This is a genomic window from Streptomyces sp. NPDC006339, from assembly GCF_040612775.1.
Lineage (GTDB): Bacteria > Actinomycetota > Actinomycetes > Streptomycetales > Streptomycetaceae > Streptomyces.
In genome coordinates this window covers 15,120-31,453 of record NZ_JBEXQW010000028.1, presented here as the reverse complement: position 1 = coordinate 31,453, position 16,334 = coordinate 15,120, and the positions used below count along the sequence as shown (strand labels likewise).

At 72.9% G+C, this 16,334-nt stretch carries 14 protein-coding genes; 8 read left to right on the top strand and 6 right to left on the bottom strand.

Annotation, left to right across the window (positions count from 1 at the left end; genetic code table 11):
- Window positions 1–298 precede the first annotated feature (298 nt).
- The 4 genes from ABZ135_RS22860 (at window position 299) to ABZ135_RS22845 (ending at window position 6,276) form a co-directional block, all read left to right on the top strand.
- Window positions 299–3,631: an ALF repeat-containing protein gene (locus ABZ135_RS22860; RefSeq protein ID WP_356698075.1), complete on the top strand. Its 3,333-nt coding sequence runs from the start codon at window positions 299–301 to the stop codon at window positions 3,629–3,631.
- Window positions 3,632–3,745: 114 nt separating this feature from the next.
- Window positions 3,746–4,126 carry a hypothetical protein gene (locus ABZ135_RS22855; protein WP_356698074.1) on the top strand — a complete coding sequence of 127 codons (381 nt, stop codon included), beginning with the start codon at window positions 3,746–3,748 and terminating at the stop codon, window positions 4,124–4,126.
- A gap of 65 nt (window positions 4,127–4,191) precedes the next feature.
- Window positions 4,192–4,695, top strand: coding sequence for a hypothetical protein (locus ABZ135_RS22850; RefSeq protein WP_356698073.1), 504 nt, complete (start codon window positions 4,192–4,194; stop codon window positions 4,693–4,695).
- Between the two features lie 69 nt (window positions 4,696–4,764).
- Window positions 4,765–6,276 (top strand): trypsin-like serine protease, encoded by a 1,512-nt coding sequence (locus ABZ135_RS22845; RefSeq protein WP_356698072.1) that lies wholly within the window; start codon window positions 4,765–4,767, stop codon window positions 6,274–6,276.
- Window positions 6,277–6,424: 148 nt separating this feature from the next.
- Here the strand turns inward: ABZ135_RS22845 and ABZ135_RS22840 are convergent, their stop codons facing one another.
- The 3 genes from ABZ135_RS22840 to ABZ135_RS22830 form a co-directional block, all read right to left on the bottom strand.
- Window positions 6,425–7,624, bottom strand: coding sequence for an aromatic acid exporter family protein (locus tag ABZ135_RS22840; protein ID WP_356698071.1), 1,200 nt, complete (start codon window positions 7,622–7,624; stop codon window positions 6,425–6,427).
- Window positions 7,617–7,880, bottom strand: coding sequence for an N-acetyltransferase (locus ABZ135_RS22835; protein WP_356698070.1), 264 nt, complete (start codon window positions 7,878–7,880; stop codon window positions 7,617–7,619). Before ABZ135_RS22835 ends, ABZ135_RS22840 begins: the two co-directional genes overlap by 8 nt.
- A 316-nt stretch (window positions 7,881–8,196) precedes the next feature.
- On the bottom strand, window positions 8,197–8,640 hold the full coding sequence (locus ABZ135_RS22830; protein ID WP_356698069.1) for a VOC family protein: 444 nt from the start codon (window positions 8,638–8,640) through the stop codon (window positions 8,197–8,199).
- A 221-nt stretch (window positions 8,641–8,861) separates the two neighbouring features.
- On the opposite strand from ABZ135_RS22830, the gene ABZ135_RS22825 reads away from it, so the two are divergent.
- Window positions 8,862–10,013 carry a hypothetical protein gene (locus tag ABZ135_RS22825; RefSeq protein ID WP_356698068.1) on the top strand — a complete coding sequence of 384 codons (1,152 nt, stop codon included), beginning with the start codon at window positions 8,862–8,864 and terminating at the stop codon, window positions 10,011–10,013.
- Window positions 10,014–10,177: 164 nt separating this feature from the next.
- Here ABZ135_RS22825 and ABZ135_RS22820 read toward each other — a convergent pair whose 3' ends face one another.
- Window positions 10,178–10,522, bottom strand: coding sequence for a hypothetical protein (locus ABZ135_RS22820; protein WP_356698067.1), 345 nt, complete (start codon window positions 10,520–10,522; stop codon window positions 10,178–10,180).
- A 228-nt stretch (window positions 10,523–10,750) separates the two neighbouring features.
- Here ABZ135_RS22820 and ABZ135_RS22815 point away from each other — a divergent pair, with 228 nt between their 5' ends.
- The 3 genes from ABZ135_RS22815 (at window position 10,751) to paaI (ending at window position 14,110) form a co-directional block, all read left to right on the top strand.
- Window positions 10,751–10,966, top strand: coding sequence for a hypothetical protein (locus tag ABZ135_RS22815; protein ID WP_356698066.1), 216 nt, complete (start codon window positions 10,751–10,753; stop codon window positions 10,964–10,966).
- A 44-nt stretch (window positions 10,967–11,010) separates the two neighbouring features.
- Window positions 11,011–13,554, top strand: coding sequence for an NACHT domain-containing protein (locus tag ABZ135_RS22810; RefSeq protein WP_356698065.1), 2,544 nt, complete (start codon window positions 11,011–11,013; stop codon window positions 13,552–13,554).
- A 190-nt stretch (window positions 13,555–13,744) separates the two neighbouring features.
- Complete coding sequence (paaI, locus tag ABZ135_RS22805; protein WP_356698137.1) at window positions 13,745–14,110, top strand: hydroxyphenylacetyl-CoA thioesterase PaaI; 366 nt, start codon at window positions 13,745–13,747, stop codon at window positions 14,108–14,110.
- Between the two features lie 32 nt (window positions 14,111–14,142).
- Here the strand turns inward: paaI and ABZ135_RS22800 are convergent, their stop codons facing one another.
- Window positions 14,143–15,399: an AMP-binding protein gene (locus ABZ135_RS22800; RefSeq protein ID WP_356698064.1), complete on the bottom strand. Its 1,257-nt coding sequence runs from the start codon at window positions 15,397–15,399 to the stop codon at window positions 14,143–14,145.
- Complete coding sequence (locus ABZ135_RS22795; RefSeq protein WP_356698063.1) at window positions 15,399–16,271, bottom strand: SDR family oxidoreductase; 873 nt, start codon at window positions 16,269–16,271, stop codon at window positions 15,399–15,401. The genes ABZ135_RS22800 and ABZ135_RS22795 overlap by 1 nt, the downstream gene beginning before the upstream one ends.
- Window positions 16,272–16,334: the final 63 nt, after the last annotated feature.

Below are 16,334 nucleotides of genomic sequence, written 5' to 3'. Positions count from 1 at the left end.
ACGCGCGTACGAGTCAGGGGGAGGGAGGCGGGCGGTCGCCGTGAGCCGATGGTCGATACGGGGGAACCGGCCCTGCTCTCCACCTCTTCGCGTGCTGTTCGCTCGGGATCCCGAGACGGCCTGGTGGCCGAACTGCCACACGCTACCGGGCATGGGACCGCCGAAGGCGGCGTCCCGTCGGACTTCGTCAGGTCGAGAAGGACGGCCGGAGTCACCCTTTCCGTCCTTGTAGATCGTTCCGTTCCTGTGGGGGGAATACATGAGAGAAGTACCGCCGGCGTTCTGGAGTCGGCGCCGGATGATCACCGTTCTGGCCGGGGCGGCGGCCGCTCCGGCCCTGCCCTCGCTCGTCGGTCTCGGCGTCCGGCCCGCCTACGCCGCCGAGGCGCAGGGGGCGGGCACGGGCAGCCTGCCGGAGACCGATCGCGGAAGGGCGGTGTGGGCGTACAAGACCGGTGGCCGTGCCGTCCGCGAGGCCGCCGCCGTCGCCCTCGTCGGCTCGGCGCAAGCCGTGTCGCACTTCCTGAGCAGCGAGCTGCCGGTCGCCAAGGCCGACGACAACCGCTTCGCCGTGCTCTCCGCGCTTCCCTACGCGGACAAGTCGGTTCGGGACTCGGCCGGCGCGGCCCTGTCCGCCGGCGACGAGGCGATCGCGGCCTACCTTCGTGACGGTTTCGCGCAGCCCGCCGCGACGGACCTGCGCGCCGCGGTCTTCACGGTGATGAACAACAGCGGACCGGGCGTGCGGCGCGAGGCCCAGAAGGCCCTGGACACCGGTACCGACGTGGCGTTGCGGAGGTTCCTCACGCAGACGCAGTTCACGGCCCAGCAGGAGGACGAGAGGGTCACCGTCTTCACCATCCTCTCCACCGCTTCGCCCGAGGTGAAGAAGTACGCCGAGCGCGCGTTGGGCGACGGATCGCCCGAGGCGATCCATCGGTTCCTGGTGTCCGGGCAGTTCATCGCCCGCGCCCGGGACGAGGAGACCGCGACGATCGACCAACTGGTCGAGATCGTGCAGCGTGAGGGCAGGCGCGCGAAGCTCCAGACGGAGCAGGCAGTCGCGGCCTCCAACCGCGCGAAGCAGGCCGCCGAGCAGGCGAAGGCGGCGGCGTTGAAGGCGGCGGCGGAAGCCACCGCCGCGCAGAACGACGTCCGGAAGGCGGCGCGTGCCGCCAACGACGCCGCGAGCGCGGCGCAGGGCGCGGCGAGCGCCGCCAACACCGCCATCTCGGCCTCCCGGACGGCCCAGTCCGCCTCGAGCCGGGCCGCGCAGGCTTCTCAGGCCGCGGCAGCGGCGGCGGCAGCGGCCGGTAACGCCGCCTCTCGTGCGTACAACGCCGCGATCGCCGCTTCCAGGGACGCTTCGAAGGCGTCGGCCGCGCGGCAGGCGGCGCAGGGCGCGCGTGACGCCGCCGGACGTGCGCGTACGGCTGCCGCAGCCGCCGACCAGGCGGCGACGGCCTCGCAGCAGGCGTCCGCGGCCGGCTCCGCCGCCGCCAGTGCGGCACAGAACGCCGCCGCCGCGGCGAACGCGGCCGCCTCCGCCGCCAGTTCCGCCGGTGTCGCGCAGACCCAGGCCGCCAAGGCGAGGCAGGCTGCCGCCGAGGCGGACGCCGCCGCCGCTCGGGCGAGCAGGGCGGCGGCCACGGCCAGGACGCTGGCCGACCGGGCCGCCGGTGCCGCGCGCACGGCGCGTGACGCCGCCAACAGTGCGGCGGCTCACGCGGACAAGGCCGCCGCCGCGGCCGAGGACGCCGCCGCGCACGCGGGTCAGGCGATCGAGTACGCGCAGCGTTCCACCGCGTACGCCGAGGCCGCCGTGGCCGCCGCGACCACCGCTTCCCAGGCGGTCAAGGAGGCCCAGGCCGTCGAGGAGGCGGCTCGTGCGGCGGAGACGGCGCGCCTGGCGGAGGACACGGAGCTCGGCGTCCTCGAGGCCCGGCTGAGGTCCCAGGCCGAGACGGAGGAGATCAACCGCGTCGCGCGCGAGCGCACCCAGGCCGACAGGACCGCCACCGAGATCAAGGATCTCCTGTCCGCGGCCGGTACGGCGCTGAAGGCGGGGGACGCGGCCACCGCCGTCGAGAAGGGGCGCAGGGCCGCCATCGGGCTGCTCGGCTCACAGGGTTCCTGGACCAGGCAGGCCGCCGAGTTCGCGCTGTCCGGCACCGAACACGACGTGCTCAACTGGATCGACGCCGACCGTCTGCTGGCCGAGCAGCAGGACGACCGCGAGACGGTTCTGGCCATGGCGCAGTCGGGCTCGGCCGCCGTCGCCGAGGCGGCGCACCGGGCGCTGGCCGGCGACGACCCGAACGCGGCCCGCGACTTCCTCACCACGGGCGTCATCGAGGCGGCGGCCACGCAGAACCGCGTCGCGGTGTTCGAGATCCTGAACCAGAACCCCGGCAAGGCCGTGAAGGCCAAGGCGGAGGCGGCTCTGGCGGACGGCAGCGCCATGGCGTTGCACCGCTTCCTCGGTGTGGAGCTCGCGGAGGCGGTGAAGGAGGACGACCGGACCGAGATCTTCGTCCTCCTCGAGTCCGGTGGCCCGTACATGAAGTCGGCCGCTGAGATCGTTCTGGAGGGCACAGCCCTCATGCGGCGGAACTTCGTCATCCGTGACCAGTTCCACATCGCCCGGCTTGACGCCGACCACGCCACGCATGTGTCGGCCATCCGGGCCGCCATCGCCCACGCGGCCCGGGTCGCGGCGCAGGCGCTCGTGGACGCGGCGCTCGCGTCCAAGGCCGCCGCCGACGCCCGCCAGGCCGCAGCCGACGCGTCGGCCTGGGCGGCCAAGGCGACCGCGTACGCGCAGGACGCCTCGGATGCCGCGGCTCGCGCGGCGAGTCATGCCGACGCGGCCGACGCCTCGGCGGCCGCGGCCGCCGAGTCCGCCGCGAAGGCCGGCAAGGCCGCCACCATCGCGCAGGGCGCGGCCCGCTCGGCCAACCACTCGATGCGCCGTGCCATGTCCTCGGCGGTGCAGGCGGTCTCCTCGGCGTCCTCCGCGCAGTCGTCCGCCACCCAGGCGCAGGCGTCGGCCGTCCAGGCCGGGCGGGACGCGAAGGCCGCGGCGGACGCGGCGAGCGGTGCGCACCGGATCGTGGTGGCCAAGCGCCGGGCCGAGGCGGCCGAAGCCGCCAGGAAGGCTGCCGAGCAGGCGAAGAAGGACCAGCAGAGCGGCACGAATCCCTCGCAGACGGCCGCGAACGACGAGCCGTGGTACGTGGACTGGGGTCTGTGGCCGGGCGATGTCAGCAGCGACGCGGACTGGGCCACCGTCACGGGGCACTGGAGCGTGCTGGCCGGCACGGCCGCCCTGGCCCTGGGTGCCGCCGCCCTGCTCCCGACGCCCTTCTCCCCCGTCCTCGGAGCGGCTTCCGTCGTGCTCGGCGGCGTCTCCGTCGTGTTGCAGGGGGCGAGCGCCTACTTCAACTACCAGGCGTACGGCTGGGACGATCACCGGTTCCACACCGCGCTGGGCCTGACGGTCCTCGGTGGAGGCTTCTTCGGGAAGGCGCGTCTCTTCAGCAAGTTCGGCATCGCCGAGACGGTCGGCGGCAAGATCTCCAACGTCGCCGAAGACGTGACCACCACCGTCATCGGCTGGCTCACCTGGTAGCTCGCCCCCCGGTCCGCGGTGAGGTGGGGAGGCACCATGTACTCCCCGCCTCACCCGCCCGGGACACGAGCCGACACGATCCGACACGATTCGACACGAGAACGGCCGTGCGCCATGTCGACCTCTGATCTCACCGTTCACGGGTGGTGGGTGATCGCCGTTCTCGCCGGGATCGCGCTCGCCCTGTCAGCGGCTTCCCTCGTCACGACCTGGCCGCAACGCGCGGCGGCGATGGCCGTCCCCGCGGTCACCGCGCCGGGCATCGCCGGGCAGTCGGCCGCGCGCGACTACGGCACCAGGGAAGCACTCTTCCTCTTCACGCTGCTCGCCCTGACGTTCTCCGTCCTGCGGCTCGTCTTCGCCCGGTGGATCTCTCTCCAGCAGGCGCGCCGGCGGGCCGGGGCGCCGGTGGACGCGAACGTCGGCAGGCAGACAGCCGTCTTCCTCACCACGTTCGTCGTCGTGCTGGTCGCGGTCGCGTTCCTGCTCGGTTGATCCGCGGTTCCACCTCCTCCCGTCCTCCTCTGCTCTCGTCCTCCTCTGATCATCGAAGGAAGAAAATGAAACTCATCCATCGTGTCATCGCCCTGGGTGCGGTGGCCGCGGCCTTCATCGGCGGCGGCGTCGTCACCGTCGCGAGCGCCGCGGAAACGGGCACCTCCTCGGCCTCCGTCGCCGGCGAACTCCCGCCGCTCGCCGTCGAGAACTTCGCGTACCCGGACGCGGCCAGGATCCAGAGCGAACTCGGTCTGGTGGTCAAGAGCGGTGACGGGCACATCATGCTCGCCGACTGTTCCTCCGCGACGGGCCTGCTGGAGGTGTATTCGCGGACCAAGGGAAAGATCTGCTTCACCACCACCGGAACCAATGGCCGCCTCGTCCTCGAGATACCCACGGTCTACGGGATGAAGGGCAGCTCCTCGCACCAGACGACCGTGACCCTCACGGCCGAGAACAGCGAGCAGAGCATCACCGCGGCGCGGGACGAGTGGAAGGCCGTGGGCGAGAGCGCGGATCCGGAGCGCCGGGACCACGTCCTCGTCGGGATCGTCACCTCCCCGTAACCCCTTCCCCGCGGCCGGTTCCCGGCCCGACACCAGCCTCGTCGCACCCTTTCCCGTAAGGAACCTCCGATGACCTCAAAGCGCTCGCGCCTGATATGGACCCTCGGCGCCGTCACCCTGCTCGCCGGTGCCACCGTCACCACGCCCGCCCAAGCCCTCGAGGGGCCCGACGCGCCCGCCACGGCCGGCTTCACCGCCAAGATCAACGTCGGGGAGCAGGCCGCCTGCACCGGCACGCTCGTCTCCCAGCGCTGGGTCCTGACCGCCGCGACCTGCTTCTCGGCCGACGGCAAGCCCGCCGCCGGCAAGCCGGCCGTCGCCACCACCGTCACCGTCGGACGCACCGACCTGTCCCAGCGCACGGTCGGGGCCAGCCGCACCGCCATCGAGCTCGTCCCGCACGCCGATCGCGACCTGGTGCTGGTGAAGCTGAGCACCGGCGTCGCCGGCGTGAAGCCGGTCGCCCTGGCCGCGGCCCCCGTGGCCGCCGGTGAGGCGGTCCAGGCGGCCGGGTTCGGCCGTACGAAGACGGCCTGGGTTCCCGACAAGCTGCACACCGGCTCCTTCACCGCGACCGGTGACGCGACGGCGAACGTCGCTCTGACCGCCGCCGGCGACTCGGTGATCTGCCAGGGAGACGCGGGCGGCCCCGTCCTGCGCGCCAACGGCACGACCCAGGAGCTGGTCGCCGTCGTCAGCAGGTCGTGGCAGGGCGGATGCCTCGGAACGCCGGCCACGGAGACCCGCACGGGCGCCGTCGCGACCCGTGTCGACGACATCCGCTCCTGGATCGCCAGGACCGCGTTCCCCGTGCCCGGTGACCTGAGCGGCGACAACAAGCCCGACCTCGTCGCGCTCGACGACACCGGCAAGCTCTTCCTCTACCCCGGCACCGGAACCGGCGCGCTGGGCCCGAGGATCCAGATCGGTTCCGGAGGATGGGGCGGCGCTTCGGTGACCCACCGCGGCGACTGGACCGGTGACGGCATGGAGGACGTCGTCGGCGTCTTCGGCGGCGATCTGCGCGTCTACCCCAACCGCGGCGACGGCACCCTGGCCGCTGCGATCAAGATCGGCACGCTGCCCACCACCGCCCGCATCGTCGGCATCGGCGACACCACGCTCGACGGGCAGCCGGACCTCCTCGCCGTCTACAACGACAAGCTCTACCGCTACGCGGGCGTCTCCGCCCCGACCCCGTCCGTGGGCGCGCCCCTGCTCATCGGCACGGGCGGCTGGAACGTCATGACCGTGACCGCCCCCGGTGACGCCAACAAGGACGGTCGTGTGGACCTCCTCGCCCGCGACACCCGCGACGGCATCCTGTACAGCTACCTCGGCCAGCCCAACGGCACCTTCGGCGACCGCACCGAGTTCGGCCGGAACTACACGAGCACCAACCGGCCCCTGCTCGCCGGCGCCGCCGACGCCGACCGCAACGGGGTCGCCGACATGTGGGCCACCGCGGGTGACGGCACCCTGAAGTTCTACAAGGGCGGCTCCGACATCCACGGCCCGATCGACGGCCCGAGCATCGAGGTCGGCACCGGCGGATGGGACGCCATGGCGTCCATCAACTGAGGTACGCCCTGTCATCGACGTCAGCACGGGCTGATCGGCTCGTCAGCGCCTCCGTCTCCGGCCTCTCGCCGGGACGGAGGCGCGCCTGCGGGATCAGCTCGTCGCGGACCCTTGCCCGCGACTGCGGGAGGTCGTGAGCGGTGGGGCGTCACTCGGACCGGCAGGGCTCGGAGGTGCGGTTGCCGAGGTGTTCGATCTCTTCGAGGATGCGGACGGCCTCGGTGAGGGCGGTGCCGTAGACCGGCCATGCGCCCGGAGTGTCGAGGCGGTCCTGGCGTACCGCCGTGGTCGCGTCGTGGTAGCGGTGCATGGCGTCTTCGATGTGACCGCGCAGCCGGTCGGCGTCCTGCGGGCCTTGGGGCAGCCGGAGGCACTCCAGGGCGTCGGCGGCGCCGTCGAGCATGCGCGCGTACGAGGTGAGGACCTTGCCCGTCTCCGGAGCGCGGCGGGCGTGGGTCAGGGCCCGGGCGGTGGACCGGATGTGGGTGCCGAGGCGCTCGATCATGCTGATCGCCTCGTGGCAGCGGTGCAGCGGTTCCCCGGCGCTGCTCCAGGGGCGGCGGGGGTTGAGCCGGGTGTTCTCCTGCTCCCGGTCCACCGCGGCGCGGACCCGTACCGCCCGGGTGGCCAGCTCCTCGCTGCGGCGGGCCCAGTCCTCCTGGGCGTTCTCTTCGGCGGTCTCCCCTTCCGCCGTGCGGGCCAGTGCGCGCAGGAGGCTCTGGGCGTACGCCGCGAGGTCGGCGGTCATGTGCTGCGCCGTCTCCGTGTGGGGGGAGGGCGCGACGGCGAAATGAGCGACGAGTCCGCAGCACACGCCGATGGACGCGGCCGCCACGAGATGGCCGATGTAGTCGATTTCACCGCCGCCGCCGGCGAACGCGAACAGGGCGACCACGGGGACCTGGGCGCCCTGCCGTCCCAGGAGCTGGGAGCGTGCTCCTATCAGGGCGATGAAGGCGAGTGCTCCCACGCTCCACACGTGGACGCCGACGGTGCTGCCGAAGGCCGCCGCTCCCGCCGTCCCCAGTGCCATGGCACCCAGGTACTGCACGGAGTCCCACAGCGACCGGTAGACCGTGGACTGCAGGGCCAGCAGCGCGGTGAACGGGGCGAAGGCCCTGACCGTCGGCGGCAGCAGCCAGGCCGCCACGCACCAGGCGACCGCCGCGGCAGCGGCTCCCTTGCACTGCAGCAGCAGCCCGTCGCGCTCCTCGCCGGGGCCCCGTACCGCCCGGCACACAAACTGCCACCGGGCCTGGACCTGCCGCCGGCACCACGCACCGGCCGAGCCGATCCGGTGCGCGACCTCGCCGCCTCCGCTCACGGCCCGCACGTCCCGCTCAGCCACCGGCAGGAGCGGAGGCGGGGACGGCGGACCACACGTGGGTGCAGTTCCCCCCGGCGCGCGCCATGGGGACCCGCATCCGCCGCAGCAGGTCACGCGTGAAGCGACGGTCGAGGGTCGTGCGCCAGGTGAAGCCGGGGTACCGCGCGCGCAGATGCGACAGCGCTCGGGTGCCCAGCCCGGTGCCGTGGTAGGGCTCGTCGAGGACCACGTCGGTGATGACCCCCTCGGCGCATCGGTCACAGGCGCGGTACGTCACCCTTCCGACCACCTTGCGCACGTGTACCAGGAGCAGGGACGCCTCGCCCCTCCCCTCCGGAGGGGGGCAGGGCAGCAGCGCGATCTCCCGATAGGCCACGAGCCGGCGATGCCACCGGCCCGAGCGGCGCCCGGAGCGCCGGTGCCGCCCTCCGGTCCGCCGGTGCGCGGGGGCGTCCCGCCGCGCCGGCGACCGGCTGTCCGTGGTGGTCCTGCCGGACGTCTGGATTCCCATGCACACCCGCGTGCCCCGGCATACCGAACCAATGCCTGCCCGTCCCGCCGGCGTGGCGGTACGGCGCGCCGCGAGGCGCGCCTCAGGAGCCGATCCGTTCCGCCAGGGCGAGGATGATGCCGGAGGGGCCGCGGAGGTAGCAGAGGCGGTAGAGGTCCTTGTAGCGCGCCACCTCGCCGAGCAGTTCGGCGCCGTGCGGGCGGAGGCGGGCGAGGGTGTCGTCGAGGTCGTCGACGGCGAACATCACACGGTGCATGCCCAGCGTGTTCGGCGGCGGGTGGTGCGGCCCGGTGCCGAGCGCCGCGGGGGTGTCGTACCGCGCCAGTTCCAGCTTGCCGTGGCCGTCCGGGGTCCGCATCATCGCGATCTCGCTGCGGACTCCGTCGAGTCCGACGGCCTGGTCCGCGAAGGTGCCCTCGATCCGCGCCCTGCCTTCGAGCCTCATGCCCAGTTCGGTGAAGAAGGCGACGGCGGCGTCCAGGTCCTCGACGACGATGCCGACGTTGTCCATCCGCTGAAGCGTCATGGTGGTTCTTCCTTCGCGTCGCGCGGCCCGTGTGGTGCCACCGGTATACCGAGGGCGGGGCCGGCGGCCCCGTCACGACACCGTGAAGGGGCCGAGTTCCGGAGACCTCCGGGGGCGTCCTCCCGAAAGCGTGTCCGACGGGGTGGGTGGAGCCCGGTGAACCCGGTCGCCCGGGCCGCGGACCATACTGGTCGGACCCCTGATCACCACTGGACGGTTCCATGGCCAAGAGAAACCCTTCATCGACCACTGTCCCCGACACCGCGTGGCTCGGGAGTGGGCGTCACCTCGGGTCCGACGCCGAGCGGGATGTCCGCCGCAATCTGATCGCCCTGAAGGCCGCCGGGGTGATCGACGACTTTCTGGACCTCGACCCGGTCGAGGCGGCCCGTTCGACCGATCTGTTCCCTCGGGACGAGTCCGCCGACCCGGGCCCGAACGCCCGCCGTCTCTTCGAGGCCCGCTGGCGGCCGGCCGACGGTGTCACGGTGCGTGCCCAACTGACCACGTACGAGGCGGAGCAGCGGCGCGGCGAGAGCGAGGGCGTCACGTGGGTGCTCGCCGCCGAGGCGGAGCGGGCGTGGGAGGCGGGCTGGCCCTCCCCCGCGACCGTGTTCTGGCCCGACAGCGACCAGGTCGCGTGGGACCACGAGAAGGTGCCGGGCGTGCGTCTGCGGACGACGAACCATCTGCCGAAGGACGACGGGGAGCTGCGGCGGCTGCTGCGGGAGTGCAGCCGGCAGAGCTGGTTCGTCCATGTCGTGGTGCACGAGGCGATGACGCCGGACGCGCTGGGGCGGCGGCCGATCACGGCGTTCCTGCCTCCGAGCCTGCGGCACCGGGTGGTCGAGCACCGGGCCACGCCGGAGCAGGCGCTGATCGCCGACTTCGCGCTGAAGCGCGAGCTGGGCGTCGGGCTGCCGCGCGGCGGCGCCGTCGTCCTGCCCCCGACGCCGCAGCCCCCGGGCTACGAGCCGGAGCGCTTCACCGTACGGGCTGTCTTCCTGGACGGCACGGAGCCGGTCGAACTCCTCGGGAAGATCGTGGAGTTCGCGTCCCTGCCGCAACCGATGCGGGCCGATGCCGAGCGAGCCCTGACACGGCTGCGCCAGGGCTGGCACCTGCTCACCCCGGAGGAGGAACTCGTCCACGCGCGGGCCATGGTCACGAGGTACGCCAAGGCGCTCGAGGCAATGACGGCATCCTGCGACCTGTACCGCGAGGCGGCCGAGTCGGCGGTCGCCGCGCTCGCCGAGGCGACGGGCGGCGCCCCGGCGGTCCCGAGGCCCGCGCCGGCCGCGGCCGAGCCGGAGTCCTCGCCGCTGAAGGCCCTGACGAAGACGCTCTCCCTCTTCCGCGGCCCGAACCGCTAGGACCGGACGGGCCGTCCGCCGGCGGGGCCGGCAGGGTCCGGGTGGGCCGGCGGCCCCACCCGGGCCGGTGCTCGGGGTGGCGCGCGGGCGACGAGCCGGGGCGGCCGGTCACGACCGGCCGATCACCGAGGTGTCCCCCGGCTCGTGGGCGCGTCGCCCCCGCGTCAGATCCCTCGGGTGATCCACCGCCTCAGCGCCACGTGCGTGGCGTCGTCCAGGTCGCACAGGGCCTCGATGGCGTCCAGGTCGCCCGGCAGGGGTGCGATGCCCGCGGCCGTGAGGACGGAGTGCAGCTCCAGACGGCGGCGGTCTGCCGGGTCCAGAGGAGAGGACAGACGGCTCTCCGGGGCGGGCGCGGGCAGAAGGTAGTCGTCGAACTCGCCGGCGCCTCGGGACGCCGGCGTGCGCTCGGGGTGCTCGTCGACGAACGCGGCGGGGAAGCGGTAGGGGTCGAGGTCCTGCAGCGCCACGGTGCCGCCGGCGGTGGTGAAAGCCTGAAACCCGGTCACGAGTGCCTCCTTGGTCGTCGTACCACTGTGGGACACGACGGCAACGCCCACGAGCGAGGTTGCGGAGCGCGGCCGGCTTCACCTGAACGCCCCCTACAACATCTCTTCACAAGACAGATGAACCCACGGGCACCCACCGGGTACCGTTCAGGTGACACCTCTCCGCGCCGGTTCCAACTCCCTTGACGGGGCTGGCGTTTGAGAGGGAGGACGGGGGACGGAGGACTCATGGAAGCGATCACGGCCGAGCTCCTCACGACGCCGGCCAGTGGCGCGCCCGAGGAGACGTTCCGCGAGGAACCGGCGGGCTGGCGGAGCACCGCGGAGGAAGCCGCGGCACGGACCGGTGCGGGCGATGTCGACAACCGCGTCACGGGCGGCAGGCGGGACACCGTCGTCATGGGGCGGGATTTCGACGGCCCGATCACCTTCCACCGGCCATGACGCGGCGCTGTCGCGGACCGCGGAGAGGGACGGGGTGAGCGGCCATGTCGGAGCAGGCACGGGGCGACGTGCACAACGTGTTCTCGGGCAACGCGACGTATGTGATCCAGGGCCGGGACTTCAGTGCCGTACACCTGCATCTGCCGGCGCCGCAGACCTCGCAGGACCGCGCCGCCGGCGAGTTGGCGCGTGTGGTGCTCGCCCAGTGGCGGGACGAGGCGGGGGCGCTCGGCCTGGCCGGGAGCGCCAGGCTCGCGGTGGGCTGGCGGGCCGACTGGACGGTCGCCGATCACCGTGAGCACATCGGGGCGGACGTGGCCGGAAGCACGGCGGGCCTCGCCGAACTCGCCGCCGCCTTCCAGGCGCTGCCCGCCCGGCGCCTGGTGATCATCGGCGGTCCGGGTACGGGCAAGACGTCCCTGGCGATCCTGCTCACGCTGGAGTTGCTGAGCCTGCACGACGTGACGCGGCCCGTCCCCGTACCGCTCCTGGTCTCCTCCTGGGACGCGGGCAGGGAGCACTTCGACGTCTGGCTCGCGCGCCGTATCCACGAGGAGTACGTCGGCCTGAGCAGGGATCTCGACCGGTCCCGGATCCGCGCCCTGGTACGCGACCGGCGGGTCCTTCCGGTTCTCGACGGCCTGGACGAACTCCCGCGTCCGCTGCGGTCCGCGGCGCTGGCCGGGCTCAACAAGGCGGGCGCCGACGGCGCGCCGCTCATCCTCACCTCCCGCGCGGCGGAGTACGCCGAACTCGTCGAGGAGGAGGCCGTGCTGCAGGCGGCGGCCGTGATCAGGGCGCAGCCGGTGGAGGGAGCCGAGGCGGCGGCGTATCTGCGCGGCTCCGCGCACCCCCGGCGCACCGGGCGCTGGCAGGTGCTCCTGGACCACATCACCCACCAGCCCGGATCCGTGGCGGCCAGAGCCCTCTCCTCCCCGCTCATGCTGTGGCTGGCCCGCACGGTGTACGCCCGCGCGGACGCCGACCCCGGCGAGCTCGCCGACGCGTCCCGCTTCCCCGACGTCGGGGCCATCGAACGGCACCTGCTGGACTCCATCGTTCCGGCGGCCTTCCCCTCCGGGCCGCCCTCGCCCCACCAGCCGCATCCGGTACGCGAATGGGGGCACGCGCAGGCGCAGCGTGCCCTCGTCTTCCTGGCCACCCGTCTCACCGCGGCGAGGACCAAGGAGTTCGCCTGGTGGGAGCTGCACCGAGCGAAGGCACCGACCTTCCTCAAGGCGCCGGCGCTGCTGGCCGGCTACATCCTGCTGATGACGGTCTCCTCGTGGTTCCACGACTGGATCACCGGAGGCGACCCGTTCCGGACCATCCAGGTGGCCCTGGGAGCGTGGGCCGCCACGATGTTCGGGATCATGGGAGGCATACTCCTGCTGCTGTCGCAGTTGTGGAAGGCGCCTCTCCCCCGTCGGCTCGCCCTGTTCGGCAGACACCGCTCCCGTATCCCGGGGCTTTTCTGGCTTCTCCTCTTCCTGGCGCCCATCGTCCTGCTCCTGGCCCGGGACGAGCCGTTCATGGCACTCGGCTTCGTCGTTCCGCCGCTGCTCATGATGGTCCTCGGCGCGCCGGCCGACACCGCACAGGCCGTCGGACCGCGGGCCCTGCTGAACGGTGAGCGGGCCAGCACCGTCCTCATGGTGCTCGTCGTCGCGCCCGTGATCGGAGCCATCGGTACCCTGACCATCGTCCACGTCCCCGACCGGACCGTACTGCTCGGCAGTTGGATCTCCGGGAGCGCGGGAGCGGCCGCGGTGATCGTGGCGCTCAGCCCCTGGACGCAGTGGCTGCTCGCGAAGGTGACGCTCGCGGGCCTGGGAAGGCTGCCGTGGTCGACCATGGCGTTCCTCGAGGACGCGCGCCGGGTGGGCCTGCTGCGCCAGGTCGGCGGCGTCTACCAGTTCCGGCACGCCCAGATCCAGGCGGGTCTCGCGGTCCCCGAGCGCGGCGGCGCCCCGGCGCGCCGGCGGCGCGCCGCCACCCGCGCGCCCTGGCCGATCCGCCCGCTGCCCGCCGCGAGCAGCACCCCCGAGGCCGTCCGTATCCACGGCTACGTGGGGCTGCGGCGCACCAGGGGGGAGCCTGCGCTCTACGTGATGATGTGGACGTTCGCCCTGCTGTGGGCCGGCCTCATCACCGTGGACGACAACTGGCACGATCCCGAGGCATGGCAGCTCGTGGGCTTCTTCGTACTGCTTCCCCCTGCCCTCGATCTGCTGATCCCACCTCTCACCTGGCGGCGCGCCGAGTTACGCGTGGACGGGGGCGGGATCGAGTTCGCGTCGGGCAGACGCAGGATCCGCTTCGAGTGGCGGGATATCGCGGACGTCGCACCGCGTCTGTTCGAACCGCCGTTCGGCCCGAACGACGACGGTGTCGTCATGCTCCACCTGCGGCTCACCGCCGAGGCCACCCCCGGGCCGCGGATCCGGGTCAACGGCTCGGGCTGGGTGGCCCTGTGGCCGCTCGACTGCCCCACCGGCGACCCGGAGGACGCGACGGTCGGACCCGAGTTGGAGGACGCGCTCGTCCGCTTCGCGGGCGAACGCTGGCGGCCCGCGGGGAGGGGCTGAGGGCCGGCACACCGCCGTTGACAGGTGTCGGCCCGGGTGGATCTAATGCGCACGCGCAGGACGAGGACTCGGGCCCCTTCGGTCCGGTCGCGGGGGAGGAAGGGGCCAGGCCGTGGGGACGCACACCGCCGTGCCGGACGGCGCGCCGGACGGGATCGCGGAACTGTACGAGCGGGACCGCACGTGCCGGATGCTGGGCATCACCCTGGAGGAGGTCACCCCGGGCCGGGCGCTGATGCGCATGCGGGTGGGCGAGGACATGGTCAACGGCCATGGCATGGCCCATGGCGGGTTCCTGTTCCTCTTCGCCGACGCGGCGTTCGCCTACGCCTGCAATGGCTACGGGCCGGTCACCGTGGCGCAGTCCGCGCAGGTCACCTTCCTGCTGCCGGCCGCGGTGGACGACGAGCTGCTCGCCGAGGCCGTGGAACGGACGCGCTCGGGCCGCACCGGGATCTACGACGTGACGGTGCGGCGCGTGGACGGCACGGTGGTCGCGGAATTCCGCGGGCAGAGCGTGATGCTCGCCGGCAGGGCGCAGCCCCGGCGCGACTGAACGCCGGTCCGAGGCCGCGTCCGCCCGTGCGGTCAGGTGGCCGGGCGCTCGTCCACGACCTGCTGGAGTTTGCCCGTGCGCGGGTTGGTGGTGAGTTCGGAGCGCGGGACCCACTCGATGCCGAGCTCGTGGATGGCGCCGTCCGCGACCTCCGCCGGGAAGAGGGGGCGGGCCGCGTAGACGGCCTCGACGAGCCGGGCGCTCAGGTCGGCCGGCGGCTCCTCGACGTAGCCCAGGCGCAGGATCAGGCCGTCCTTGCCGTCCCAGCGGCGCTGCACCATCTGCATGCCGGCGATGTACCGGTCGGGGTCGGCCTCCACGAGGACCGCGCGGACGTCCTCGATGGGCATCGACACCGTACCGACGCGTCCGCCCTCCATGGAGCGGCCGAGGAGCCGGAAGCGGCGGCACTCGGCGTCGACCCACTCGGCGCGGTCGCCCGTCGGGAACCTGAGGACCGGCATCAGGGTGCGGAACAGATTGGTGACCAGGACCCGGCCCGGCACGCCGGGCGTGGTGATCGGCTCGCCGGTGGCGTCGTCGACCAGTTCCACGACCGTGCGGTGCGGGAACGCCTCGTGCACCCGTACGTCGTCGCCGGGGACGGGCCGTCCGACGAGTCCCGCGTCGATGGAGGCGTAGCCGACCGAGGCGATCGCCGCCTTGGGGAAGGCCCGCTGGAGGATCGGCCGCAGGTCGGTGAAGAGCAGATCGCCGCCGAAGAGGAGCAGTTCCACCGAGTCGGCGCTCTGGCCGCGCCGGACGAGGCATTCCGCGACGGCGGCCAGCTTCATGGGGACCCCGGCGAGGACGTTCACGCCGAAGTCGCCGATCAGGTCGGCGACGGATTCGTTGGGGGCGCCGGCGCCGACCGGCAACCGGACGTTCTCCACGGGGGCGGCGTGCAGGGCGTGTTCGATGTAGAGCATCCCGCCGTACAGTTCGCCGGCCCAGAAGAGGTTGGCGACCCGGTGCCCCGGTTTCAGTCCGGCCCGCACGATGCCGGCGCCGAACGCGGTGACCGAGTCGGCGTGTTCCGAACGGGACCAGACCGACAGCTTGGGTACGCCGGTGGTGCCACCGGTCCTGTAGACCCCGGCGTCGGTGAGCGGTCCGGTCAGTACGCGGTTGTCGGGCCAGGTGTTCGCCGCCCAGAACGCGGTGTGGTCGATGACGGGAAGCTGGGTGAGGTGCGAGACCGTCCCGGGCACGTCCCGGTACGCCTCCGCGTAGAAGGGCGAGTGGGTGCGGACGAAGTCGACCAGGTCCTGAAGGGATTTGGCGGGCACTACCTCTCCTGCTCTGTGTCGTCGGATTCCTGCCGGAGACCGATCCAGGTGCGTGCGCGTTCCTGTACGGCGGAGCCGTCGCGGTCGGTCAGTTTGTTCGCCAGGTAGGCGGCCGCCCAGGCGTTGGTGGGGACGCGGAAGCCCGGCCGTTCGGCCCGCAGGGTCCGCACGACGACGTCCGCCACCTCGGACGCGGTCTGTCCGGCGCCTTCCCATCCCTGGGTGGTGAGCCAGTGGATGTAGTCGGCGAAGGTGCCGGCGTAGGGGCCGGAGGCGGCCTCGATGGTCTTGCGGTTGATGTCGGGGAAGATCCCGAAGGAGGTGTCCCTGACGAAGCCGGGGACCACGACGGACACCTTCACCCCGTGTGCCTCCGCGACCGGCGCCAGGCTCTCCAGGAACCCTTCGACGGCGAACTTGGCCGCGCAGTACGCCTCGTTGAAGGGCTGTCCGACGATCCCGTGGACGCTGCCGATGGTGACGAGGCGGCCCCGGGCGGCGCGGAGCAGCGGCATCGCGGCCCGGCTCACCTCGACCACGCCGAAGAAGTTCACCTCCAGGTTCGCCCGCAGCGCTTCCGTGGTGGACATCTCCAGGGTCGGGTCGAAGTTGGAGATGCCTGCGTTGTTGACCACGGCGTCCAGTCGTCCGTACGTCTCCCGGACGCCGTCGACGCAGCGGGCCACGGAGGCGGGGTCGGTGACATCCAGGCGGCGGACGTCCAGCCGGACGCCGGCCCGGTCCGCGCTCTCCCGGAGCCTCCCCGCCCGGGCGGGATCGCGCAGGGTGGCGACCGTGGCGTAGCCCGCCCGTGCGGTGGCGATCGCCGTGGCCAGTCCGATGCCGGAGGAGGTTCCGGTGATCAGCACCACCGGCCGCCCCCCTTCCGCCCCTTGGTCTCCTGCGGGTGTCCGCGCGGGCTCCGGCCGCTCCCC

Bases quoted from the DNA above. Each gene is read 5' to 3' on its own strand.
- ABZ135_RS22860 (WP_356698075.1), top strand. From the start codon at position 299: ATGATCACCGTTCTGGCCGGGGCGGCGGCCGCTCCGGCCCTGCCCTCG.
- ABZ135_RS22855 (WP_356698074.1), top strand. From the start codon at position 3,746: ATGTCGACCTCTGATCTCACCGTTCACGGGTGGTGGGTGATCGCCGTT.
- ABZ135_RS22850 (WP_356698073.1), top strand. From the start codon at position 4,192: ATGAAACTCATCCATCGTGTCATCGCCCTGGGTGCGGTGGCCGCGGCC.
- ABZ135_RS22845 (WP_356698072.1), top strand. From the start codon at position 4,765: ATGACCTCAAAGCGCTCGCGCCTGATATGGACCCTCGGCGCCGTCACC.
- ABZ135_RS22830 (WP_356698069.1), bottom strand. From the start codon at position 8,640: ATGACGCTTCAGCGGATGGACAACGTCGGCATCGTCGTCGAGGACCTG.
- ABZ135_RS22825 (WP_356698068.1), top strand. From the start codon at position 8,862: ATGGCCAAGAGAAACCCTTCATCGACCACTGTCCCCGACACCGCGTGG.
- ABZ135_RS22815 (WP_356698066.1), top strand. From the start codon at position 10,751: ATGGAAGCGATCACGGCCGAGCTCCTCACGACGCCGGCCAGTGGCGCG.
- ABZ135_RS22810 (WP_356698065.1), top strand. From the start codon at position 11,011: ATGTCGGAGCAGGCACGGGGCGACGTGCACAACGTGTTCTCGGGCAAC.
- paaI (WP_356698137.1), top strand. From the start codon at position 13,745: ATGCTGGGCATCACCCTGGAGGAGGTCACCCCGGGCCGGGCGCTGATG.